The 22,979-nt window shown below is 41.8% G+C and carries 23 protein-coding genes; all 23 read left to right on the top strand.

Annotation, left to right across the window (positions count from 1 at the left end; translation table 11 throughout):
* Positions 1 to 191: 191 nt before the first annotated feature.
* The 23 genes from der (at position 192) to hisC (ending at position 22,941) form a co-directional block, all read left to right on the top strand.
* Positions 192 to 1,502 (top strand): ribosome biogenesis GTPase Der, encoded by a 1,311-nt coding sequence (gene der / locus MKY77_RS14220; protein WP_237664463.1) that lies wholly within the window; start codon positions 192 to 194, stop codon positions 1,500 to 1,502.
* Between the two features lie 17 nt (positions 1,503 to 1,519).
* Positions 1,520 to 2,554, top strand: a complete 1,035-nt coding sequence (locus tag MKY77_RS14215) for an NAD(P)H-dependent glycerol-3-phosphate dehydrogenase (RefSeq protein WP_339146511.1) — start codon at positions 1,520 to 1,522, stop codon at positions 2,552 to 2,554.
* Positions 2,555 to 3,206: 652 nt separating this feature from the next.
* A complete protein-coding gene (locus tag MKY77_RS14210; protein ID WP_339146510.1) occupies positions 3,207 to 3,413 on the top strand; it encodes a DUF2768 domain-containing protein in 207 nt (68 codons plus the stop codon).
* A 22-nt stretch (positions 3,414 to 3,435) separates the two neighbouring features.
* Positions 3,436 to 4,167, top strand: coding sequence for a hypothetical protein (locus MKY77_RS14205; protein ID WP_339146509.1), 732 nt, complete (start codon positions 3,436 to 3,438; stop codon positions 4,165 to 4,167).
* A gap of 257 nt (positions 4,168 to 4,424) precedes the next feature.
* Complete coding sequence (gene spoIVA / locus MKY77_RS14200; RefSeq protein ID WP_047968970.1) at positions 4,425 to 5,903, top strand: stage IV sporulation protein A; 1,479 nt, start codon at positions 4,425 to 4,427, stop codon at positions 5,901 to 5,903.
* Between the two features lie 365 nt (positions 5,904 to 6,268).
* The gene (hbs, locus tag MKY77_RS14195; protein ID WP_010193643.1) at positions 6,269 to 6,541 is read left to right on the top strand and encodes a non-specific DNA-binding protein Hbs; all 273 of its coding nucleotides are present in this window, start codon (positions 6,269 to 6,271) and stop codon (positions 6,539 to 6,541) included.
* Positions 6,542 to 6,871: 330 nt separating this feature from the next.
* A complete protein-coding gene (gene folE / locus MKY77_RS14190; RefSeq protein WP_237664467.1) occupies positions 6,872 to 7,438 on the top strand; it encodes a GTP cyclohydrolase I FolE in 567 nt (188 codons plus the stop codon).
* Positions 7,439 to 7,468: 30 nt separating this feature from the next.
* Positions 7,469 to 7,690, top strand: a complete 222-nt coding sequence (gene mtrB, locus MKY77_RS14185; RefSeq protein WP_237664468.1) for a trp RNA-binding attenuation protein MtrB — start codon at positions 7,469 to 7,471, stop codon at positions 7,688 to 7,690.
* 230 nt (positions 7,691 to 7,920) lie between these two features.
* Positions 7,921 to 8,739, top strand: a complete 819-nt coding sequence (locus MKY77_RS14180; RefSeq protein WP_339146508.1) for a heptaprenyl diphosphate synthase component 1 — start codon at positions 7,921 to 7,923, stop codon at positions 8,737 to 8,739.
* Positions 8,740 to 8,742: 3 nt separating this feature from the next.
* Positions 8,743 to 9,456 (top strand): demethylmenaquinone methyltransferase, encoded by a 714-nt coding sequence (locus MKY77_RS14175; protein ID WP_339146507.1) that lies wholly within the window; start codon positions 8,743 to 8,745, stop codon positions 9,454 to 9,456.
* 18 nt (positions 9,457 to 9,474) lie between these two features.
* Positions 9,475 to 10,437 carry a heptaprenyl diphosphate synthase component II gene (gene hepT / locus MKY77_RS14170; protein ID WP_339146506.1) on the top strand — a complete coding sequence of 321 codons (963 nt, stop codon included), beginning with the start codon at positions 9,475 to 9,477 and terminating at the stop codon, positions 10,435 to 10,437.
* Between the two features lie 136 nt (positions 10,438 to 10,573).
* Positions 10,574 to 11,020, top strand: coding sequence for a nucleoside-diphosphate kinase (gene ndk / locus MKY77_RS14165; RefSeq protein ID WP_339146505.1), 447 nt, complete (start codon positions 10,574 to 10,576; stop codon positions 11,018 to 11,020).
* A gap of 570 nt (positions 11,021 to 11,590) precedes the next feature.
* The gene (locus MKY77_RS14160; RefSeq protein ID WP_339146504.1) at positions 11,591 to 12,373 is read left to right on the top strand and encodes a protein-glutamate O-methyltransferase CheR; all 783 of its coding nucleotides are present in this window, start codon (positions 11,591 to 11,593) and stop codon (positions 12,371 to 12,373) included.
* Between the two features lie 421 nt (positions 12,374 to 12,794).
* On the top strand, positions 12,795 to 13,967 hold the full coding sequence (gene aroC / locus MKY77_RS14155) for a chorismate synthase (RefSeq protein ID WP_339149823.1): 1,173 nt from the start codon (positions 12,795 to 12,797) through the stop codon (positions 13,965 to 13,967).
* Positions 13,951 to 15,045, top strand: a complete 1,095-nt coding sequence (gene aroB / locus MKY77_RS14150; protein WP_339146503.1) for a 3-dehydroquinate synthase — start codon at positions 13,951 to 13,953, stop codon at positions 15,043 to 15,045. The genes aroC and aroB overlap by 17 nt, the downstream gene beginning before the upstream one ends.
* Before the next feature lie 197 nt (positions 15,046 to 15,242).
* Positions 15,243 to 15,623 (top strand): chorismate mutase, encoded by a 381-nt coding sequence (aroH, locus tag MKY77_RS14145; RefSeq protein WP_339146502.1) that lies wholly within the window; start codon positions 15,243 to 15,245, stop codon positions 15,621 to 15,623.
* Between the two features lie 292 nt (positions 15,624 to 15,915).
* On the top strand, positions 15,916 to 17,430 hold the full coding sequence (gene trpE / locus MKY77_RS14140) for an anthranilate synthase component I (RefSeq protein ID WP_339146501.1): 1,515 nt from the start codon (positions 15,916 to 15,918) through the stop codon (positions 17,428 to 17,430).
* Positions 17,423 to 18,448, top strand: a complete 1,026-nt coding sequence (gene trpD / locus MKY77_RS14135; protein ID WP_339146500.1) for an anthranilate phosphoribosyltransferase — start codon at positions 17,423 to 17,425, stop codon at positions 18,446 to 18,448. Before trpE ends, trpD begins: the two co-directional genes overlap by 8 nt.
* Complete coding sequence (gene trpC / locus MKY77_RS14130) at positions 18,438 to 19,202, top strand: indole-3-glycerol phosphate synthase TrpC (RefSeq protein WP_339146499.1); 765 nt, start codon at positions 18,438 to 18,440, stop codon at positions 19,200 to 19,202. Before trpD ends, trpC begins: the two co-directional genes overlap by 11 nt.
* Positions 19,195 to 19,860 carry a phosphoribosylanthranilate isomerase gene (locus MKY77_RS14125; RefSeq protein ID WP_339146498.1) on the top strand — a complete coding sequence of 222 codons (666 nt, stop codon included), beginning with the start codon at positions 19,195 to 19,197 and terminating at the stop codon, positions 19,858 to 19,860. The genes trpC and MKY77_RS14125 overlap by 8 nt, the downstream gene beginning before the upstream one ends.
* Positions 19,835 to 21,034: a tryptophan synthase subunit beta gene (gene trpB / locus MKY77_RS14120; RefSeq protein ID WP_339146497.1), complete on the top strand. Its 1,200-nt coding sequence runs from the start codon at positions 19,835 to 19,837 to the stop codon at positions 21,032 to 21,034. The genes MKY77_RS14125 and trpB overlap by 26 nt, the downstream gene beginning before the upstream one ends.
* Complete coding sequence (gene trpA / locus MKY77_RS14115; RefSeq protein WP_339146496.1) at positions 21,031 to 21,837, top strand: tryptophan synthase subunit alpha; 807 nt, start codon at positions 21,031 to 21,033, stop codon at positions 21,835 to 21,837. Before trpB ends, trpA begins: the two co-directional genes overlap by 4 nt.
* A 9-nt stretch (positions 21,838 to 21,846) precedes the next feature.
* A complete protein-coding gene (gene hisC, locus MKY77_RS14110) occupies positions 21,847 to 22,941 on the top strand; it encodes a histidinol-phosphate transaminase (RefSeq protein ID WP_339146495.1) in 1,095 nt (364 codons plus the stop codon).
* Positions 22,942 to 22,979: the final 38 nt, after the last annotated feature.

The following is a 22,979-nucleotide window of genomic DNA, read 5'->3' as shown; positions in this document are numbered from 1 at the left end:
TTAGGCCTTCCTTTTGCAGGAGGGTTTCTTTTATTAGAGTAATATAATGGAAACTGTTTGCAGCATTTAAAGTATCTGAAAACAGCCTTTAGTAAAGACTAAGATAATGACAAAATTATAAGTAGAATTTCTTGTTTTTTCGAATGAGAATATTTACATATATACTAAGAATAAATGGGAGGGTGGTCACCATGCCAAAACCAACCGTAGCGATTGTTGGAAGACCGAACGTGGGTAAATCCACTATATTTAACCGAATAGTAGGAGAAAGAATCTCCATTGTTGAAGATGTACCGGGAGTGACAAGAGATAGAATCTACAGCTCCGGCGAATGGCTTAATCAGTATTTTAATATTATAGATACTGGTGGAATAGAAATAAGTGATGCTCCATTTATGACACAGATCCGTGAACAGGCGGAGATTGCCATTGATGAAGCGGATGTGATCATTTTCATGACAAATGGCCGCGAAGGATTGACAACAGCGGACGAAGAGGTTGCTAAAATCCTTTACCGTTCAAAAAAACCTGTAGTGGTTGCTGTAAACAAAGTGGACAATCCTGAGATGAGAGATACGTTATATGACTTTTATGCATTAGGTTTCGGGGAACCGATTCCGATTTCAGGTTCTCATGGCTTGGGACTTGGGGATCTATTGGACTTCGTTATTGAGAATTTCCCTAAAAACGAAGAAGATGACTACGATGATGATATTATCAAGTTCTCTTTGATCGGTCGTCCAAACGTTGGAAAATCCTCTTTAGTTAATGCATTGCTCGGCGAAGAGCGCGTTATCGTTAGTGATATTGCCGGGACCACGAGGGATGCTATTGATACTCCATATACTTATGATGGAAAAGAGTACGTAATTATTGATACAGCTGGTATGCGTAAAAAAGGGAAAGTGTATGAGACTACCGAAAAGTACAGTGTACTCCGTGCATTAAGAGCAATTGAACGCTCTGACGTTGTTTTGGTTGTGATTAACGGGGAAGAAGGCATCATCGAGCAGGATAAAAAAATTGCAGGGTACGCGCATGAAGCTGGTAGAGCCATTGTGATCGTGGTAAACAAATGGGATGCAGTAGAAAAAGACGAGAAGACCATGAAGGAGTTTGAGCAGAAAATCAGAGATCATTTCTTATTCCTTGATTATGCACCAATTGTTTTCTTGTCTGCAAAAACAAAAAAACGTATCCATACGTTAATTCCTAAAATTGAAATGGCAAGTGAAAACCATTCTATGCGTGTTGTGACAACAGTATTGAATGATGTCATCATGGATGCGGTCGCCATGAATCCAACTCCTACAGACAAAGGACAACGTTTGAAAATCTATTATGCGACTCAAGTTGCTGTAAAGCCGCCTACCTTTGTCATTTTCGTTAACGATCCAGAACTGCTGCACTTCTCTTACAAGCGATTCCTTGAGAATCGTATCAGGGATGCATTCGGATTTGAAGGAACACCTATTAAACTTATCGCACGTCCACGTAAATAACAGGGAGGAGTGAGTTAGTGAAAAAGGTAGCTGTTTTAGGAGCAGGAAGCTGGGGAACTGCCCTTGCAATCGTCCTTGCTGATAATAACCATGAAGTCCGTCTTTGGGGACATAAACAAGCTCAAATCGATGAAATAAATCAATATCATACAAATGAGAAATATTTAAAGAAAATCATCCTTTCAGATAAGATAGTTGGGTACACTTCTATGGAAGAAGCGGTCAGCGGGGTAGAGGCCGTTGTGCTTGCCGTGCCAACAAAAGCGATGAGGGAAGTTTGTCAGCAAGTAAAAGGGTATCTATCCAGTCCTACTTTGTTCGTTCATGTCAGTAAAGGGATTGAGCCGGATACTCACTTGAGGGTCTCAGAGGTTATTGAAGAAGAATTGCCTGAATCTGTCCGCAAAGCGGTGGTAGTTCTATCGGGACCGAGTCACGCCGAAGAAGTAAGCCTAAGGCAGCCTACAACGGTTACTGCTGCTTGCTTGGATGTGGAAGCGGCCGAGAGAGTGCAAGATCTTTTCATCAATCAGCATTTCCGCGTTTACACGAACACGGATGTGGTAGGCGTTGAAATCGGCGGCTCCCTTAAAAACATCATTGCACTTGGAGCAGGTATAACAGATGGTCTTGGTTATGGTGATAATGCAAAAGCAGCATTAATAACAAGGGGTCTTGCAGAAATAGCGCGCCTTGGCAGCTGCTTGGGGGCAAATCCCCTTACTTTCCTCGGCCTTACAGGCATGGGAGACCTTATCGTAACATGCACAAGCGTACACAGCAGAAACTGGCGGGCAGGTAACATGTTAGGAAAAGGCTTGAAACTAGATGAGGTGTTGGAAAATATGGGTATGGTAGTAGAAGGTGTCCGCACTACAAAGGCAGCCTATCAGCTATCCCAGAAGCTCCAAGTCAAGATGCCTCTCACATCCGCTCTATACCATGTGCTCTTTGATGGGGTAGACCCAAAGGACGCGGTAGACGAGCTCATGAGCCGCTCTAAGACAACCGAACTGGATGACCTAGCACAGCTTCTTGGTGACAGGATCTAAACTCCATTCTAAAAACGCCACTTCCATTGAGGAATGGCGTTTTTTTTGAATGGCTATTTTCGTAATCTTTGTTGCTTTTACGTATTTTTGAACTAGCCGCTATATTCCCTGCGATATTAAATATGCTACATGCATACTTAGAGTAAGTACGCAGTAAAAATTCCAATTGCCGACTTTTTACTAGTAAATAGCAACAATTTTTGAGAAAAGAGCTTTCTGAAAATATTTTTAGTGGATACAGTTTCATAGCTGCCGGAAATCAACAGCAGTGTTTAAAGGCAACAAAAAAAGCTGAAGTAAAAGGGGCCATTTTTACTTCAGCATAATATAAAAGACTAAATAATCCAATCCCACAGCTCAACCAGTGATATCCTCATACACATCTTATGCGGCAATATACATACATGCATCGCCAAATGCCTATTTATCGCAAAAAAGCTTGTAAAAATTATGGATTACTACCTAAGCGCACCCTCCTATCGTTTCTTCTTTATAAGTTATGCGCTTGAAAAGTATGGGTGTTTGTTTACTTTCTTCAAAATTTTGTCCAATTTATGACCCCGGTCGCTTTACTGTCCTGGTAATGGGAGGATTGGAGTTTTTTTCATGTATGTCTTGTGCTATAATGTTTCACGGAAAAGGAGAGATGAGGATGTCACCTGCATTGATGAAGATGTGGATTTCATTTGTAGCAATGGGATTCATGTTTATATCCGTTTTAACCGTTTATTTTACTAGATTCAAGATTAAGAACTCCATCGTAAGAGGAATACTGAACACGATTGCTTTTTTATTAATCGTCCTTGCTGGACTTATTATTTTCTATGTAGTGTTCAGCGGTCCGGTCCCGGAACAATAAGAGATAAAGGAAGGAATTAACTATGACATTAAATAGGTTCTTCCTACTAGTAGGAATAATGGTTGTCAGCAGCGTGCTGTCAGGCTGTCTATACCCCCAAGACCGAATGAAGCAAAACCAGGTCCCTTATTTGGATCAGCTGGAAGTCGTTCAATCCTCAGTGAATCAATATAGGGAAGCAAGTGATGGATTATTGCCGATTAAGGATAGAGATATGGATACTCCAATCTATCAGAAGTATCCCATTGATTTTAACAAGCTTTCACCAAGGTACATACAAGAACCTCCAGGCACAGCATATGAAAGTGGTGGAGTCTACTTATATGTGCTGGTGGATGTGGAGGAGAATCCAACTGTCAAACTGATTGATTTGAGAGTGGCTGAGTCAATCCGTGATATCAATTTAAGAATCGATATGTACAAACGCTCAAACAATGGATATGCACCCATAAAAGAAGTTATTAATGATCAGGCATTCAAGATAGATTGGGAAAAGCTAGGTTATTCCGCAGAACCATTTGCAGAAAGCCCGATTACTGGGAAGAACCTCCCATTTATCCTCAATAACGCAGGTCAAGCGCAATTGGACTATTCTATTGACTTATATGACTTTCTTCAAAAGCATGAGCATAATTATAAACAAGGTGATGACATCCGCGATATCATTGTGGATCATTCTGTCTTTGTCCCCGCATATTCTTTGCCATATACCTTGGATGAGAATAATGAACCAGTAATTTTCAAACCTGAATAGAAAAGTTGTCATGAACCCTTTTTTAGAGAATACATTCTAAAGAAGGGTTCTTTATTTTTAGTAAAACACGAAAATTTATAATCACTGATATTTATGTAATGCCATATTTCATGAAAATTATAAAAGAATACCGGGGATGAATTTTCTTATAAATATTAGTCATATTTAATTAGGACAACATCATACACATATAGTGTCATAGATTATATCCTTACTAGAAAATGTAAATCCCAAGATAAATGTCGGGAGGGAATCACTTGGAAAAAGTAGATATTTTCAAAGATATCGCTGAACGAACGGGCGGCGATATATATTTAGGGGTCGTAGGAGCTGTTCGTACAGGGAAATCAACTTTCATCAAAAGGTTCATGGAGTTAGTGGTTCTGCCGAATATAGGAAACGAGTCCGATAAAGCTCGTGCCCAAGATGAGCTGCCACAAAGTGCAGCTGGAAAAACGATCATGACAACAGAGCCTAAATTTGTTCCTAACCAGGCAGTAAAGGTTAAAGTGGATGAAGGCCTTGATGTGAATATTCGACTTGTCGACTGTGTGGGCTATACAGTACCGGGTGCCAAAGGGTATGAGGATGAAAATGGCCCAAGAATGATTAACACACCTTGGTATGAGGAACCGATCCCATTCCATGAAGCAGCGGAAATCGGCACAAGAAAAGTAATCCAGGAGCATTCCACCATTGGTGTGGTCATTGCCACAGATGGCTCCATAGGAGAGATTCCACGCCGAGATTATATCGAGGCTGAGGAAAGGGTAGTGGAGGAACTAAAAGAGGTTGGTAAACCATTTATCATGGTAATCAACACTGTTCAACCGCATCACCCGGAAACAGAAGCCTTAAAACGCGAGCTGTGCGAAAAATACGACATCCCTGTAATCGCGATGAGTGTGGAGAGCATGAGGGAGTCAGATGTGTACAATGTTCTAAGAGAGGCATTATTCGAGTTCCCAGTACTTGAAGTGAATGTGAACCTTCCCAGCTGGGTGATGGTTCTGAAGGATAACCACTGGCTGCGTGAAAGCTACCAGGAAGCTGTAAAGGACACGGTGAAGGATATCAAGCGCCTTCGCGATGTAGACAGAGTGGTGGGCCATTTCAGCGAATATGAATTCATTGACCGGGCAGGTCTTGCAGGAATAGAAATGGGGCAGGGGATTGCAGAAATCGACCTTTACGCTCCAGACGATTTGTATGATCACATCCTGAAAGAAGTGGTAGGGGTGGAGATCAGAGGAAAAGATCATCTATTACAACTGATGCAGGATTTCGCATATGCCAAGGCGGAATACGATCAAGTATCAGATGCTTTGAAAATGGTGAAGCAAACTGGTTACGGCATTGCGTCACCGGCTTTGACAGATATGAGTTTAGAAGAGCCGGAAATCATCCGACAAGGCTCAAGGTTTGGGGTCAGGTTAAAGGCTGTGGCACCGTCCATTCATATGATCAAAGTGGATGTGGAGTCTGAGTTTGCTCCAATCATTGGAACGGAAAAACAAAGTGAGGAGCTTGTCCGATATCTGATGCAGGACTTTGAAGATGATCCACTTTCAATCTGGAATTCTGATATTTTCGGACGCTCCTTGAGCTCCATCGTAAGAGAGGGGATCCATGCCAAGATCTCGCTAATGCCTGAGAATGCAAGATATAAGCTGAAAGAAACATTGGAGCGTATCATCAATGAAGGCTCTGGCGGGCTTATTGCGATAATTTTATAAAGAATTTAGAATGGAGTATGTTTAAGAGCTTCCTGACTGTGGTATAAACACACAGACGGGGAGCTTATTTTGTGTGGGGAATAAGGAGAATTTCTTGATATAACAGGATTCTTGTGTTAATCTACAATCAGAAAATCTTCTCTGAAATGGCGAAATATTCCTGCAAACACAGTTTTTTGCGAGAAATTTGTTGAAATCTAGTGTTTTATGGGTTAATATAAGCCTAGTTACAAGATTAAGCGATTCTATCATGTATAGAATCAATCAAAATTGTGAACAAATGTTAATACTAAAGGCTTTTACTAGACTAAAACTGAGTTTTGGTTTAGAATAGCGATTAACTCCTTTGGGAGGAGGTGAATGGCATGAACAAGACAGATTTAATCAATGCAGTTGCTGAAGCTAGTGAACTTTCCAAAAAAGATGCTACTAAAGCAGTTGATGCTGTTTTCGATACAATTCTTGACGCACTTAAAAACGGTGACAAAGTACAATTAATCGGTTTTGGTAACTTTGAAGTACGTGAGCGTGCTGCACGTAAAGGTCGCAACCCACAAACTGGGGAAGAGATCGAAATCGCTGCTAGCAAAGTACCAGCTTTCAAACCTGGTAAAGCACTTAAAGATGCTGTGAAATAATTGACAGCTACATAGTCAAATGAATGTCAGCATAAAGAGGCGCACAGTTTGCGCCTCTTTATTTTTGCTTTTATAAAAAAACTTATGCTAGAATCACATTACAGCTATTTTTTGCAAAACTCTTTTCTCAAAGGTTGTTGCTATTCGCCCGTAAAAAGTCAGCTTTAGGACTTTTTATCGCACTCCTACTCTAAAACTGTCAAGGTAGACTTTTCTGTACAACAGGAAAAGAGCACGACGGTAAGATGTATAACGGTCAGGGCAAAAAATACTTTAAAGCAACAAAGTATATGAATAAAGCTTTTGCGGTAATGTAGGAGGATAAACTAAATGACTGAAGTGAATAAAGCTCAAATAGAACAAGCAGTACGAATGATTTTGGAAGCAATCGGGGAAGACCCTAATCGCGAAGGTTTGCTAGACACCCCAAAACGAGTGGCAAAAATGTATACAGAAGTATTCTCGGGGCTTAACGAGGATCCGAAAGAACACTTCAAGACAGTATTCGGAGAAGCGCATGAAGAGTTAGTGCTAGTTAAGGACATCTCCTTCTTTTCCATGTGTGAGCACCATCTTGTGCCATTTTTCGGGAAGGCGCATGTTGCATACATACCTAAGGGCGGTAAAGTGACTGGTTTGAGTAAACTTGCCCGTGCAGTGGAGGCGGTTGCAAAACGTCCACAGTTACAGGAACGAATCACATCGACCATTGCCGAATCCATCGTAGAATCATTAGATCCTCATGGAGTGATGGTAGTGGTGGAAGCAGAGCATATGTGCATGACAATGCGTGGAGTAAAGAAACCGGGAGCGATGACAATCACATCTGCAGTCCGTGGTGTTCTGGAGAATGATCCAGCCGCAAGAGCGGAAGTACTCTCATTGATTAAAGGTTAATAGTGAAACATAGAAACAAGGAGGATGGTCATGGGTCAAACAAACTCGAACGATTTCATTGTAATAAAAGCAAAGGAAGATGGAGTAAGTGTCATTGGTCTAACTCGCGGAACGGATACTCGTTTCCATCATTCTGAAAAGCTTGACAGGGGAGAAGTGATGATAGCCCAATTCACGGAGCACACCTCCGCCATCAAGATCAGAGGTAAAGCCCTTATCCAATCTTCTCACGGAGAAATGGAAACAGACTGATTGTTTCAGTACAATCTAACCACAAAGGTAAACCATTGAAAGCAGATGAATATTTATTTCTCTGCTTTTCTTATTATCTACTCCTTGCAGGGTTAAACTAAAGAAAGATAGCCCATTTCAACAATATGCTTCACTAATGTGCTATAATTAACTTTGTCTATTTTAGTTAGGCCTTGTTCGCCTGCGCGAAACGGCCGTCAGTCAAGAAAAGGGAACAAGGGTGGTCTTTAGTGAGTCATATACATATATCCATGATCAAAGAAAAACTACATAATCTGATTACACATCCATATTTAATAAAACATATTGAATACCCTATCATAGATGAGGATAAGCTGTTGCTCCTCTATTCCGTGCTGGAATCCATCGAGATGGCCGATGAAACAAAAGAACAATATATATTATCGACCATGCTTGTTCAAATTGCCCTTGATACCCATGATATGGTTACAAACGCGAAAGCGGACCAATTGGAAAAGGGCGATGAGAAGAGCCGTCAGTTGACTGTTCTCGCTGGTGACTACTATAGCGGTCTTTACTACAGACTGCTGGCAGATGTTAATGACATCACCATGATAAAAACATTGGCCCATTCGATCAAACAGATCAATGAACATAAAATTGCTTATTATCAAAAAGAACTAGAAGGCATCGAGAACCTGATGGATAGCCTTGGAAAGATAGAATCATCTTTGATACAGTCTGTATCCAGCTATTTTTCCAACACAGTGCTTAAAGAATTAAGTGTCAATTTCTTATTATTAAAGCGCTTAATCCAAGAAAGGAAGAGCTTTTGTCAAGAAAAGTCTTCCTTCCTTTTTGAAACATTAAGACGGATTGCCTTTTCCATAGGGGAGAAAAATGACCCCTCTAAGGATCAGGAAACCTATATGCTCTACCTAATGGACAGATATATCGATCATGTAAAAGGGAAGATTGAGCAGATAACTCATTCTATTCCCAAAATGAATAACTTATTGGAAACAAGAATACAGGAACTTTTTTATGAAATACCATTTTCATCGAAAAAGTATGCGGAAGAAGGGTAAGCCATGCAACATCCATCCAAAGAAGAGCGAGTGCATAATGTCTTTGAAAAAATATATAAAAACTACGACAAGATGAATTCCGTCATCAGCTTTCAGCGTCATGTAGCATGGCGGAAGGATACGATGAAAAGGATGAATGTGAAGTCAGGCTCAAAAGCATTGGACGTATGTTGTGGCACTGCTGATTGGACCATTTCCATGGCGGATGCTGTCGGAAAAAACGGCAACGTGGTGGGTCTGGACTTCAGTGAAAACATGCTTTCCATCGGGAAGGAAAAAGTCAAACAGCTTGGCGCCGCCAATATTGAGCTAATTCATGGTAATGCCATGGCACTTCCTTTTGAGGATAATTCTTTTGACTATGTAACCATCGGTTTTGGGTTAAGGAATGTACCTGACTATTTTCAAGTGTTGAAAGAAATGTACAGGGTCGTCAAGCCGGGCGGGAAGGTTGTCTGTCTGGAAACGTCACAGCCTACAATGCCAGGTTTCCGTCAAATGTATTTTCTCTATTTCCAATATGTCATGCCGATGCTCGGAAAAGTATTCGCCAAAAGCTATAACGAATACGCATGGTTACATGAGTCGGCCAAAGACTTCCCGGGAATGAAAGAGCTGAAAGAAATGTATGAAAAAGTAGGTTTCCGACCAGTAGAGGTAAAAGCTTATACAGGTGGAGTCGCTGCCATGCATTTAGGAGTTAAACCTAGAAAATAGTTTGTAAAGGTGACCTACATGAAATTAAAGATGATGTATTCCTTTTTAAATAATGATTTACAAATAATTGAAGATGAACTAGAAGCCACTATTCAGACGGAACGTGCTCTGCTTCAAGAGGCTTCTTTGCATTTGCTACAGGCAGGCGGAAAAAGAATTCGCCCTGTCTTTGTGCTGTTGGCGGCCAAACTTGGAACCTACGATATACACAATGTCAAAAATGTGGCTGTGGCACTCGAACTCATGCATATGGCCTCTCTTGTTCATGACGATGTCATTGATGACGCCGAATTAAGGCGTGGTAAAGCCACGATCAAAGCAAAGTGGGATAACCGTATCGCCATGTATACGGGAGATTATATTTTTGCCAGATCGCTTGAAATGATGACAAAGGTGGATGACATCGAGGCGCACCGCATTCTCTCCAATACCTTGGTAGAGCTTTGTAAAGGCGAAATCGAACAGATACGTGATAAATACAATTATGGTCAAAACCTTCGGACTTACCTGAGAAGAATCAAAAGGAAGACAGCCATTTTAATTGCAGTCAGTTGTCAATTGGGGGCCATCACTGCCGAAGTTCCCGCTTCTGTTCATCAAAGCCTTTACTGGTTTGGTTATTATGTCGGTATGTCCTTTCAGATTACGGACGATATATTAGACTTCACTTCCACCGAAGAACAGCTCGGAAAGCCTGCCGGAAGCGATCTTCTGCAAGGCAATATCACATTACCTGTCCTCTATGCGATGGAAAAACCGGAATTAAATGAGAAGATCAGGCGAATTCACGAGCAGAGCGACGCGGACGATATAAAAGAAATCATTGACCTAATCAATAAGTCTGACTCCATTGACCGCTCCTTTGCATTAAGTGATCGTTATCTGGAGAAGGCTTTCAAGGAGTTAGAGAAACTTCCAAACGGGATTGCAAAACGGTCCTTCAACAATGTGGCAAAGTATATAGGTAAACGTAAATATTAGGCTCCATTTCATGAACTTTGTAAAATATTACGATAATTCTCCATCTTCTGTTGCGAAACTGTAAAAACCGTGATATATTTTGGTAGGTTAGGGTTTATCTAACCTTACATAATCGTAATGGGGTGGAGAAATTATTATGGAAAAAACATTTTTGATGGTAAAGCCTGATGGCGTACAACGTAACCTTGTTGGTGAAATCGTTTCTCGTTTTGAAAAAAAAGGTTTCCAACTTGTAGGTGCTAAATTAATGCAAATTCCAACTGAATTGGCAGAAGAGCACTACGGTGAACATAAAGAGCGTCCTTTCTTCGGAGAGCTAGTAGACTTCATCACATCTGGACCGGTATTCGCAATGGTTTGGCAAGGCGAAAATGTAATCGCTACCGCGCGCCACATGATGGGTGCAACAAACCCTAAAGATGCAGCTCCTGGAACAATCCGCGGAGAGTACGGTGTAATCGTTGGAAAGAACATCATCCACGGATCTGACTCCTCTGAGAGCGCTGAGCGCGAAATCGGTCTATTCTTCAAAGGTGAAGGCCTTGTTGAGTACAAAAGAGATGTGGACAACTGGATTTACTAATACGACGAATTGAAAACGCTTTATCTGGTCTGAGGCACCTTTCTCAAATGAAATGATTTGAGAGAGGTGCTTTTTTGTTTGTTTTGGAGGTTGGTGCGAGGGGGAAATGATCTTGTCTGATTACCTAATTTTAAATGGGGTAGCTGGAGTGCGAAGTTGTAGAACATGGGAGTTAAGTGGTAGAAGTGAGGTCGGGAAATGTAGAAGGGGAGCTGGGAAATGTAGAAGTACCCCTCTGAGAGGTAGAAGTGGATAGTTGAACGTTAGAATGAACGAATATAGATCGGTACTTTACTTTAATGAAGAGTGCCAAAACATGTGATTACCTAATTTAAAATTGGGGTAGCTGGAGTGCGAAGTTGTAGAACATGGGAGTGAAGTGGTAGAAGTGAGGTCGGGAAATGTAGAAGGGGAGCTGGGAAATGTAGAAGTACCCCGTTAAATGGGAGAACCAGCAGGTGAAGTGGTAGAATCTACAAATCGACCGTCCAAGTAAAAAGTGAGAAAAATCTTTCTCCTCTCCCACCCCAAATCAGCTATACTTAAAGTATAGATATAGAGAGAAAGTAGATGAATGGGATGAGGGACGATTACAGTATATTTATAGAACAGATTAAAAGAAAGACAGGCATTGAGCTGTCGTTATACAAAGAGGGACAGATGAAGAGAAGGTTAACCTCCCTCTACGAAAAAAAGGGATATAAAAATTTTAAAGAATATTATCAGCTTCTGGAAAAAAATCAGGAAGAGCTAATAGAATTCCTCGATCGGATGACCATAAATGTTTCCGAATTTTATCGAAATTACAAACGGTGGGAGATCTTGGAGAAGAAAATCCTACCCGAGATGCTAATACAAAATAAAAGACCAAAAGTTTGGAGTGCGGCCTGTTCCACAGGGGAGGAGCCTTACACACTCTCGATGGTCCTGAGTAACTTTATCCCATTAAGTGATATAAGGGTGAAGGCCACTGATATTGATACAAATGTCATTGCAAGGGCCAAGCTTGCAACCTACCAGGAGCGTTCCCTTCAAGAGGTGCCAGCCAAAGTCAAACAAAAATATTTCATGAAGCAAGATGGACTTTTTAAAGTAAGTGAGGAAATAAAAAGGACCGTTAGCTTCCATAAACAAAACCTGTTGGCGGACCCATTTGAACAAGGACATGACTTGATTGTTTGCCGAAATGTCCTGATTTATTTCACAGAGGAAGCGAAAGAGCAACTCTACCATAAGTTCAGTAGTGCACTGAAAAAGGGCGGAATTCTCTTTGTGGGAAGCACAGAACAGATATTTCAGCCTGCCAAGTACGGGTTTGAAGTGGTTGATACATTTTTTTATCGGAAGGCTTAGGAAATCCCCTGGAAACAGGGGATTTCAGTGTGTAGACAAAGCTTAAAATAATGAAATTCTCAGTGGATCGCAGTGGAAGGAGCGAAGACTCCTGCGGGAGGAAAGGACATGGAAGACCCCGCAGGGCGTAGCCCGAGGAGGCTTCCGGACTGCCCGCGGAAAGCGAAGCTCCTGCAACGGAGATCAACTCTTCCAACAGATAACCTAACTAGTTTATAGTTTGTCAACAGTCTAAAATCCCCTGGAAACAGGGGGTTTTATCATTCCTCATTTCCGCGGCCGTCAACTCCCCTTAGAAAGTTCCCCCACAACCTGCTTTTTTTTACTAGAACAATCCGCTACACTTATGATATAGTATTACATAATTAATTTTACTTACACGCTTAAAAGCTTTAAAGAGATAAAGGAGAGGCTGATGACGATGAGATATTTGACTGCTGGCGAGTCGCATGGACCGCAATTGACAACCATATTGGAAGGTGTCCCAGCCGGGCTGCCACTGACTGTCGAGGATATTAATGAGGATCTTTCAAGAAGACAGAAGGGACATGGCCGTGGCAGAAGAATGCAGATTGAAAAGGATACCGTAGATATTCTGAGTGGGGTTCGTCATGGTCAAACGTTAGGTTCTCCCATAACCCTGGCGGTAACGAATGATGATTGGAAGCATTGGACGAAAATTATGGGGATCGAGCCCCTTTCACAAGAAGATCAGGAAGAGGTAAAGCGCAAGGTGACAAAACCTCGTCCTGGACATGCAGATCTAAACGGTGCGATTAAATATGGTCACCGTGATATGAGAAATGTCTTAGAGCGCTCTTCCGCGCGGGAGACGACCGTAAGGGTTGCTGCTGGAGCTGTCGCTAGGAAGTTCCTCGCTGAACTTGGAATCAAGGTTGCCGGGCATGTTACGGAAATTGGCGGAGTGAAAGCAGATCCTCAGCAAGTCAGCAACCTTGAAGATCTTAAAGTGAAAACCGAGGCGTCCCCTGTTCGTTGCTATGATAAAAATGTGGAACAGGCGATGATGGATGCCATTGATACTGCTAAAGAGAACGGGGATTCCATCGGCGGCATAGTGGAAGTGATTGTCGAGGGTGTTCCAGCAGGTGTAGGAAGCTATGTACATTATGACCGCAAATTGGACGCCAAAGTTGCTGCATCCATCATGAGCATCAATGCCTTCAAAGGAGTCGAGTTTGGAGTTGGCTTCCAAGCAGCCAGCCTTCCGGGCAGTAAAGTGCACGATGAGATTGCTTGGAGCGAAGAGAGAGGCTATTACAGACTATCCAATAATCTTGGAGGTTTTGAAGGTGGTATGACAACTGGTATGCCGATTGTAGTGAGAGGTGTCATGAAACCTATTCCAACCCTTTACAAGCCGCTTCAAAGCGTCGATATTGATACAAAAGAGCCGTTCCAGGCAAGCATTGAACGTTCCGACAGCTGTGCGGTGCCGGCAGCAAGCGTTGTTGCGGAAGCAGTGGTCGCATGGGAAATCGCTCAAGCTATTGTTGAACAATTCGGGCAGGATAGAATGGACCTGATCAAGGAAAATGTCCAAAGGATGCGAGATCATGCCGCAAAATTCTAATTGTAAGCATGTTACCGTTCAGACTGTTTCTAAGGAGTATCCCGTATTTTTGGGAAAAGGGGCGATAGAAAACCTGCCGCAATTACTTGGTTCTTTTCAAAAGAAACCAAGCAAAGTGTTGGTTGTGACAGATGACCTTGTTGCAAACTTATATCTATCAGAAATAGTTGCAAGTCTTGATCAAACTTTCACTGTCCTTACCTTTGTAATTCCAAACGGTGAAGAAGCCAAGTCATTTGAAAACTATCATGCCATTCAAACATATGCGCTTGAAAATGACTTGGATCGCCATTCTGTCATTATTGCTCTAGGCGGTGGGGTGGTAGGAGACATTGCTGGATTTGTTGCCTCTACTTTTATGAGGGGAATCAAGTTCATTCAAGTTCCCACTACACTCCTAGCACATGACAGTGCAGTGGGAGGAAAGGTTGCTATCAATCATCCTCTGGGAAAAAATATGATTGGATCCTTCTATCAACCAGAAGCGGTCATTTATGATGTGAATTTCTTAAAGAGTTTGCCTGAGAAAGAGATGCGCTCGGGCTTTGCGGAAGTGGTCAAGCACGCCCTTATCTGGGACAGAGATTTTCATCAATGGATTACTAGCAATATATATCATCTGAACGACCTCACAGAAGACCGACTGCTTGTTTGCCTGGAAAACGGGATTAAAATCAAAGCGGAAGTCGTGTCAAATGACGAAAAAGAAACAGGTTTGCGGGCGATTTTGAATTTTGGCCATACATTAGGTCATGCACTTGAGGCAGCCTATGGATATGGAAAAATCACGCACGGTGACGGGGTGGCACTGGGGATGCTTTTTGCCACAAGGTTAAGTGAAAAGCTGAATCCAGAGCTACAGTTAAGCAAAAGCTTGTCAGAAACTTGGAAACGTTATGGCTTTCCAATAAAGATCCAACCACCCGTTTCCCCTCAGGAACTGTTAACTTGGATGAAGAAAGACAAAAAAACTCAGAACAGTCATATACATATGGTATTGATACAGTCAGTTGGAAAAGTTGAACTGCGTTCCGTACCAGATGAGCTTATACTAGAAACTTTACAAGAATTTTATTAAAAGGCTATTTTCGTAAACTTTGTTGCTTTTACGTATTTATTCTTTATTGTCGTGCTCTTTTCCCTGTAATACTAAATATGCCACGTGCATATTCAAAAATAAGCATGCAGTAAAAAGTCCAACTGCCGACATCTTACTAGTGGATAGCAACAATTTTTTAGAAAAGAGCCTATTAAAAAACTCAAAGGGGGAATTCGGTGATTCGTGGTGTAAGAGGCGCAACGACCATAGAGGAGAATGCAGAAAAAGAAATTATCTGTAAAACAGAAGAATTGCTACAAAACATGATCGAAGCGAACAACATTGTGGCAGAAGACGTAGCGCAAGTGTTAATCTCCGTAACGGCAGATATCACGGCATGTTTCCCTGCCAAGGCGCTACGTAACCTTGAGGGATGGGATTATGTTCCGGTCATGTGCACGAAGGAAATAGCTGTACCCAACTCACTGCCTTCCTGTATCAGGGTCATGATGACAGTAAACACGGAAGTGCCGCAAAAAGACATTCACCATATTTATCTGCATGAAGCGGTAAGCCTGCGACCAGACCTTGCAAAAACATTATCGGTTGACAATTAGCAATCTTCTATCATATAGTACTTACAAGTAATAAAACAGTTTAGAGATTAGTTTAGAGAATTAAGTTGAGGGCTAAAGAGCCAAGTAGTTTTACCATCTTATCAATAACTTTATATGAGCCGAGTTGAGAAGAGAATAGCTGAGAATGAGTCGAGATTAGCTGAGGTTAGAATGTATTCTATATATCTACCCAAAGACTCCCCCTCTGTCTTTGGGTTTTTGTTTTTTTCCTCATTCTGTAACACCTCGTTACAACACTCATTCTCCATTTCTTGAAAATGGAGGAGATCCAATGCAACAGTTTGCAGAGTTCCTACATGGAAGCAAACAATTTAAAACCATTCCCATTATTGAAAGTTTTTTTGAAGACACGTTAACACCAGTTTCGATTTTTCAAGCACTTAGAAAAGAAGCGGTTTATCTATTAGAAAGCAAAGAGCCCAATTCCGCATGGGCCAGGTACTCCTTTATTGGAATGAATCCTTTTATGAAAATAACAGCTGAGAATTCCACCATTTCATTACGAGATGAAAATGGCGACAAGTTCCTTTTTCAATCTAAAGATTTGAATGAAGTCATTCAACACGCCAATAGATTGTTACAAGTTAAGCAGTTGGAAAAAAAGATAGGATTTACCGGTGGGGCGGTTGGCTATTTAAGTTATGATTTTATACCTACTATCGAGAAAGTACCGATGCATTCATCCTATGGCGGAGAACACACAGCAAATCTTTTGTATTGTGAGGATATCGTGGTATGTGATCATAAGGAAAATGTATTGCACTTTATCCATTACATCCGTCTAGAAGGAAAAGAAGATGAAAGAGAGCTGCAGAAGAGATTTACTGAGGCTAAACAATCGATCCTCGCCAAAGTCTCTTTGATTAGAAAGCGGCAAGAGAACGATGGACTTGTGGAAGTGAACGTTGACAAAGAAGAACTTCCTGTTCAGTCCAATTACACAAAAGAGCGTTTTATTGAACATGTAGAAAAGATAAAAAAATATATCCAGACAGGTGATATCTTTCAATGCGTTCTATCTCAACGTTTTGAGTTAGAAGCAGATATAGAAGGGTTTGATGTATACCGAGTTTTAAGAAGGCAAAATCCATCACCATATTTATTTTACCTGCAATATGATGAGATGGAATTGATAGGAAGTTCACCTGAGAGATTAATACAAATTCAAGATAGAAAGTTAGAGATTCATCCGATAGCCGGTACGAGAAAAAGAGGGAAAACAGAAGAGGCAGACCAGAAATTAGCCCAAGATCTGATGCAAGATGAAAAAGAACAAGCAGAACATTACATGCTTGTAGATCTTGCGAGAAACGATTTAGGAAGGGTTGCCTCCTATGGTTCTGTCCATACGCCGGTGATGAAAGAACTTGTATATTTTTCAAGAGTCATGCACCTAATTTCCATCGTAAAGGGAGAGCTGGCACCAACCTTTACTCCTGTGGAAGCATTGCTTGCGGCTTTTCCGGCTGGAACGGTTTCAGGCGCACCGAAGGTAAGAGCGATGCAAATACTGCAAGAGCTCGAACCTACAGTGAGAAACACATACGCAGGAGCGATTTGTTACATCGGATTTGACGGAAATATCGATTCTTGTATAACCATAAGGACCATCCAAAAGCGTGGTAACAGTTTTTATGTTCAGGCTGGTGCAGGAGTCGTAGCAGATTCCGTTCCAGAACTAGAGTACAAGGAAACGATTAATAAAGCTTCGGCATTAATAGAAACAATCCAGGTAGCAAATAAATATTTTGCAAAAAAGACAGGGGGGGCATGCAGCTATGTTTAAAGCCTATTTAACAAAACTAATAGATGGCGCAAACCTTACAACGGATGAAGCAGAAAGTGCGATGGATTTGATGATGAAAGGGGAAGTGACATCCAGTCAGATTGCAAGTTTTATTTCTATTCTTAGATTCCGAGGCGAAACGCCAGAGGAAATGTTGGGTTTCACGAAAGCGATGCGAGGACATATGAAGCCGATAGCTTATGAGCACCCTTATTTAATAGATACATGCGGAACCGGTGGGGATGGAGCATCGACGTTCAATATTTCTACCGCTTCTGCAATCGTGGCGGCAAGTGGCGGGGCAATAGTGGCCAAACATGGTAATCGGGCAGTTTCCTCCTCCAGTGGTAGTGCAGATGTGTTAGAGCAATTACAAATACCTGTACAGCAAACTTTAGAAGAAGCAACAGCAAACCTTCAAGACAATGGAATGAGCTTTCTTTTTGCTCCTATCTATCATGAGGCAATGAAGCATGCTGTGGCTCCGAGAAAAGAGATTGGATTTAGGACGATTTTCAACCTTCTGGGACCACTCGCCAATCCTGTTCGATGTAAAAAGCAGGTGATCGGGGTGTTTTCAGCGGATTATGCTTATAAAATGGCGGAAGTATTAAATAGACTCGGTTCGGAACATGTTTTGATTGTAGCCGGAGAGGACGGATTAGATGAAATCACCATCACTGCAAGCACGCATGTGGTGGAAGTGAAAAATGGGGAAATTTCTTCTTATTCCATAGCGCCAGAGGACTTTGGGTTCAAACGAGGCAGACTGGAAGACATACAAGTATCCAACAGCTTACAGAGTTCTCATCTTATCAAACAGATTTTTCAAAATAAAAGCAACGAAAGTGCACGAGACATTGTTTGTTTAAATGCTGGGGCCGCTCTCTATGTATCAGGAATTACCGAAACCATCCATAAGGGTGTCGAACTTGGCGTTCAACTGATCGAGGCAAATAAACCATACGAACTACTACAGCAACTAAAGAACGCAGGGGTGAACGAGCATGTTAACTAAAATTGTGGAAACGAAAAAGATAGAAGTGAAAAACTTAACATTACCTACACAGAAAAAGGTAGAGCGTTTTTCGTTTTACGATGCACTGGCAAATCCGAAGCGAGAACTAGGTGTGATTGCTGAAATGAAGAAGGCCTCCCCTTCCAAAGGGATCTTAAAAGAAAGCTTTGCACCAATAGACATTGGAGCGGAATATGAAAAAGTTGGTGTGGATGCAATTTCCGTACTCACAGATCAGACTTATTTTAAGGGGTCAAAGCATGATTTGATGATGGTAAAGGAAACTACAAGTCTGCCTGTTCTTAGAAAAGACTTTATCATTGATCCGATTCAAGTCGAGGAAAGTGCGTGTATTGGAGCGGATGCGATTTTATTGATTGCTGAGATCCTGTCTGATAAAAAATTAGCGGAGTTATATAAACAAGCAACAGACCTAGGGTTGGATGTACTGGTGGAGGTGCATAGCTTGGAGAGGCTCACGCAACTCCTCCAAACAATCTCTCCAAAAATCATTGGAGTCAATAATAGAAACCTCGCAACCTTTGAAACGGATATCCAAACTACTAAGGAACTTGCCGCACATATTCCAAGCTCTTCCTTGCTCGTTAGCGAAAGCGGCATCCTGAAAGCAGAGGACCTTCGCCAAGTAAAAGAATTTGGGGCAAAAGCCGTACTGGTAGGGGAAGCGTTCATGAAAGATCGAACACCTGGTACAGGGGTAAGAAGACTCTTTGGAGAACTTGAACATGTCTAAAATGAAGATAAAGTTTTGCGGAAACAAAAGTTTGGAAGATTATAAGGCTTCCTTACAGACTGGCGCAGATTATCTAGGGTTCGTTTTTGCCGAGAGTAAGCGTCAAGTGAAAGCCGAAAAAGTGGCAAAATGGGTAGCCGATTTGCCGCCTCAGAACAAGTTGCTTGTAGGGATTTTTGTCAATCAAAGCAAAGAGGAAATTCTACAAGCTGTCCGTACAGTTCCGCTTGATGTCATTCAGTGCCATGGGGATGAAGACCTGAATTTTTTAAAAGAGTTAAAGGCAGCGTGTGACGTGGAGATTTGGAAAGTGATTCACCACGAAGATGAAACGAGCGTCGAGAAATTAGAATCATTCCTGGGCTTGATAGACGGATTTGTCATTGATAAAAAGAATGGCACTCAGTACGGTGGAACGGGAACAAGCTTTAACTGGGCCCATATACCGCTCTATGACAAGCTTTCCACCCAGTATAATATTCCATATTTAATTGCTGGCGGAATAAATGTAGAGACACTCCCAGAATTATTACCTTATGACCCAGAAGGAATCGATCTATCAAGTGGGATGGAAGTGGATCGTGTTAAAAGTAAGGAAAAAATGAATCTGATAGAAAGTATGGTGAGGGAACATGACAAACGTACAAACGCCAGATAGCTTCGGTAGATTTGGGGAGTTCGGGGGAAAATATGTACCTGAAACGTTGATGCTACCATTAGAAGAATTAGAACAAGGCTTGCAAGAGGCCCTAAAAGATCCAACTTTTCTAGAAGACTATCATTATTATTTAAAAGAGTATTCAGGCAGACCCACCGCTTTAACGTTTGCTGAGAAACTTTCTAGTCGAATTGGCGGAGCGAAAATTTACCTGAAGAGAGAAGATCTGAATCATACGGGTGCCCATAAAATTAATAATGCAATCGGCCAAGCCTTGCTTGCAAAACGCTTGGGTAAAAAGAAAATTATCGCGGAAACTGGGGCTGGACAACATGGTGTAGCTGCTGCAACTGTTGCTGCCAAGTTCGGACTGGAGTGCAAGGTGTTCATGGGCGAGGAAGATATTGAACGGCAGGCTTTGAACGTGTTTCGGATGAAGCTATTAGGAGCAGAGGTCATCCCTGCAACCAGCGGCAATAAAACGTTAAAAGATGCGACAAATGAAGCGATTCGTTATTGGGTCCAACATTGTGAAGATCATTTCTATATGATTGGTTCCGTTGTTGGTCCGCATCCATACCCATATATGGTGCGTGAGTTTCAACGTGTGATTGGAGAAGAATCCAAACGGCAGTTCCAGACAAGAGAAGGCGGGTTGCCTGATAAAATTGTAGCTTGTGTAGGCGGAGGTTCCAATGCAATTGGAATGTTTGCTCCATTCGTGGACGACGATGTTGAACTTATTGGAGTGGAGGCGGCCGGTAAAGGCATTGACACCCCCCTTCATGCAGCGACATTAACAAAAGGGACGAAGGGAGTTATTCATGGGTCGTTGACTTACCTGATTCAAGATGAACACGGTCAAATCATTGAGCCTTATTCCATTTCTGCAGGCCTTGACTATCCAGGAATCGGACCAGAGCATGCATACCTTAAGGACAGTAATAGAGTGCAATACCAAAGTGTAGCAGACGAGGAAGCTCTAGAGGCCCTACACATTCTAGCAAAAGAAGAGGGAATCATACCGGCAATCGAGTCTGCTCATGCCCTGGCGACGGCTTATAAAGAAGCGGAAAAATTGCCACGTGATAAAACGATTCTCGTTTGTTTATCAGGACGTGGTGATAAGGATGTTCATACATTAATGAATCGAATGGAGGGAACAGTGGAATGACTCCCTATCTTGAGCGAATACCCAAACATGAAAAGCTGTTTATTCCATTTATCATGTCCGGAGATCCTACCCCGGAACTCACAATAAAGCTTGCACTACTTTTGGAGGAAGTAGGCGCATCTGTACTGGAGCTTGGGGTTCCATACTCCGACCCGTTGGCAGACGGACCTGTCATCCAGCGTGCTTCCAATCGGGCGTTGGCTCATAAAACGACGATTACAAGCACCATGAAGCTAGCTGGTGAAATGAGGCGAAGAGGACTGAAAATTCCGATCATCCTCTTTACGTATTATAATCCTGTGTTACAATTAGGGGAAGAATCCTTTTTCGCTTTAGCGGAACAAAATCAGGTCGATGGGCTCCTTATTCCTGATCTACCTTTTGAAGAGAGTGGACGCATACGCGAGAAATGTAGCGAACATGCTATAACGTATATCTCGCTTGTCGCTCCGACTTCCAAAGAAAGAATGAACAGGATCACAGAAAATGCTCAAGGATTCCTTTACTGTATCTCTTCACTTGGAGTGACGGGAGTGCGAAAGGAATTTTCCGAAGAGTTATATGCTTTTCTTGAAGAGGTTAAAAAGAAAAGCAACGTCCCGACTGCGGTAGGATTCGGAATTTCAGAGAGTGAACACATACAAACCTTAAAGCCATATTGTGACGGCTTTGTGGTAGGAAGTGCGCTCATAAAAATGATCGAAGAAAAAGAAAAACAATTTAAAGTTGATGAAGAAAAGACGTTGCAGGAATTAAAGCAACTAATAGAGGAGCTTATTTCTCCACTTTTAGCAGAAAGGTGAATGTTGAAGATGGATGTAAAAGAACAACTGCTTAATTTAACCCCGTATCAACCTGGAAAAACGATGGAAGAAGTCAAGAGGGAATTGGGTTTGGAGAAAATAGTGAAACTGGCTTCCAATGAAAACCCTTATGGCTGCTCGCCGTCCGTCAATCAGGCATTGTTGGCAGAGCTTAGCAAGTCGGCCACCTACCCGGATGGTTACGCAAGAGATCTGCGAGAAGTGCTTGCAGCTCAAACAGGAGTAGGAGAAAAAGAGCTTATTTTCGGTAATGGTTCCGATGAGGTTATTCAAATTCTTTCCAGAGCACTATTAAAACCGGGTAAGAACACGGTCATGCCAACGCCTTCTTTCCCACAATACAAGCACAACGCCATTATAGAAGGCGCTGACGTTAGAGAAGTTCCATTGAAAGATGGTTACCACCAGCTGGATGAAATGCTGAACGCTATTGATGAAAACACAGCTATCGTTTGGTTATGCAGTCCAAATAACCCAACAGGGACTTATATCAATGAAGAACTTCTTCTATCTTTTATAAAAAAAGTACCTAGCCGCACATTAGTAGTGGTAGATGAAGCATACAAGGAATATGTGACAGCAGCGGATTACCCTGAAACAGTGAAGTGGCTAAAGGATTATCCAAACCTTCTGATTACACGTACTTTCTCGAAAGCTTACGGCCTTGCAAGTTTCCGGATCGGTTATGGAATAGCGAATGAGAAGCTTATTCGTCTGATTGAACCTGCAAGGGAACCTTTTAATACAAACTCCCTTGCGCAAGTGGCCGCCAAGGCTGCGGTAGGAGATCAATCTTTTATCAAAGAATGTGTATCCAAAAATAAAGAAGGGTTAGAGCAGTATTATTCTTTTTGCGAAGAAATGAAGCTAGCCTACTATCCTTCTGAGGGGAATTTCATTCTGATTGATTTCCAAACAGACTCAGATGTATTATTTCATTACTTAATGAAAAAAGGATATATTGTGAGATCAGGAAAAGCTTTGGGATTCCCGACTTGCTTACGTATTACAGTAGGAACTCAAGAACAGAATGCAGAAATCATCTCTTATTTGAAAGAATATAAAATGAAGCAAGCTATCTAATAGAGAGGAGATATCCTCTCTATTTACATATATATAGA

Origin of the sequence: Sutcliffiella sp. FSL R7-0096 (assembly GCF_038595065.1) — a bacterium.
In the GTDB taxonomy this organism is placed as follows: domain Bacteria; phylum Bacillota; class Bacilli; order Bacillales; family Bacillaceae_I; genus Sutcliffiella_A.
This window is presented reverse-complemented; position numbering and strand designations above follow the sequence as displayed.

Bases quoted from the DNA above. Each gene is read 5' to 3' on its own strand.
- der (WP_237664463.1), top strand. From the start codon at position 192: ATGCCAAAACCAACCGTAGCGATTGTTGGAAGACCGAACGTGGGTAAA.
- MKY77_RS14210 (WP_339146510.1), top strand. From the start codon at position 3,207: ATGTCACCTGCATTGATGAAGATGTGGATTTCATTTGTAGCAATGGGA.
- MKY77_RS14205 (WP_339146509.1), top strand. From the start codon at position 3,436: ATGACATTAAATAGGTTCTTCCTACTAGTAGGAATAATGGTTGTCAGC.
- hbs (WP_010193643.1), top strand. From the start codon at position 6,269: ATGAACAAGACAGATTTAATCAATGCAGTTGCTGAAGCTAGTGAACTT.
- folE (WP_237664467.1), top strand. From the start codon at position 6,872: ATGACTGAAGTGAATAAAGCTCAAATAGAACAAGCAGTACGAATGATT.
- mtrB (WP_237664468.1), top strand. From the start codon at position 7,469: ATGGGTCAAACAAACTCGAACGATTTCATTGTAATAAAAGCAAAGGAA.
- MKY77_RS14175 (WP_339146507.1), top strand. From the start codon at position 8,743: ATGCAACATCCATCCAAAGAAGAGCGAGTGCATAATGTCTTTGAAAAA.
- hepT (WP_339146506.1), top strand. From the start codon at position 9,475: ATGAAATTAAAGATGATGTATTCCTTTTTAAATAATGATTTACAAATA.
- ndk (WP_339146505.1), top strand. From the start codon at position 10,574: ATGGAAAAAACATTTTTGATGGTAAAGCCTGATGGCGTACAACGTAAC.
- MKY77_RS14160 (WP_339146504.1), top strand. From the start codon at position 11,591: ATGAATGGGATGAGGGACGATTACAGTATATTTATAGAACAGATTAAA.
- aroC (WP_339149823.1), top strand. From the start codon at position 12,795: ATGAGATATTTGACTGCTGGCGAGTCGCATGGACCGCAATTGACAACC.
- aroB (WP_339146503.1), top strand. From the start codon at position 13,951: ATGCCGCAAAATTCTAATTGTAAGCATGTTACCGTTCAGACTGTTTCT.
- trpE (WP_339146501.1), top strand. From the start codon at position 15,916: ATGCAACAGTTTGCAGAGTTCCTACATGGAAGCAAACAATTTAAAACC.
- trpD (WP_339146500.1), top strand. From the start codon at position 17,423: ATGTTTAAAGCCTATTTAACAAAACTAATAGATGGCGCAAACCTTACA.
- trpC (WP_339146499.1), top strand. From the start codon at position 18,438: ATGTTAACTAAAATTGTGGAAACGAAAAAGATAGAAGTGAAAAACTTA.
- MKY77_RS14125 (WP_339146498.1), top strand. From the start codon at position 19,195: ATGTCTAAAATGAAGATAAAGTTTTGCGGAAACAAAAGTTTGGAAGAT.
- trpB (WP_339146497.1), top strand. From the start codon at position 19,835: ATGACAAACGTACAAACGCCAGATAGCTTCGGTAGATTTGGGGAGTTC.
- trpA (WP_339146496.1), top strand. From the start codon at position 21,031: ATGACTCCCTATCTTGAGCGAATACCCAAACATGAAAAGCTGTTTATT.
- hisC (WP_339146495.1), top strand. From the start codon at position 21,847: ATGGATGTAAAAGAACAACTGCTTAATTTAACCCCGTATCAACCTGGA.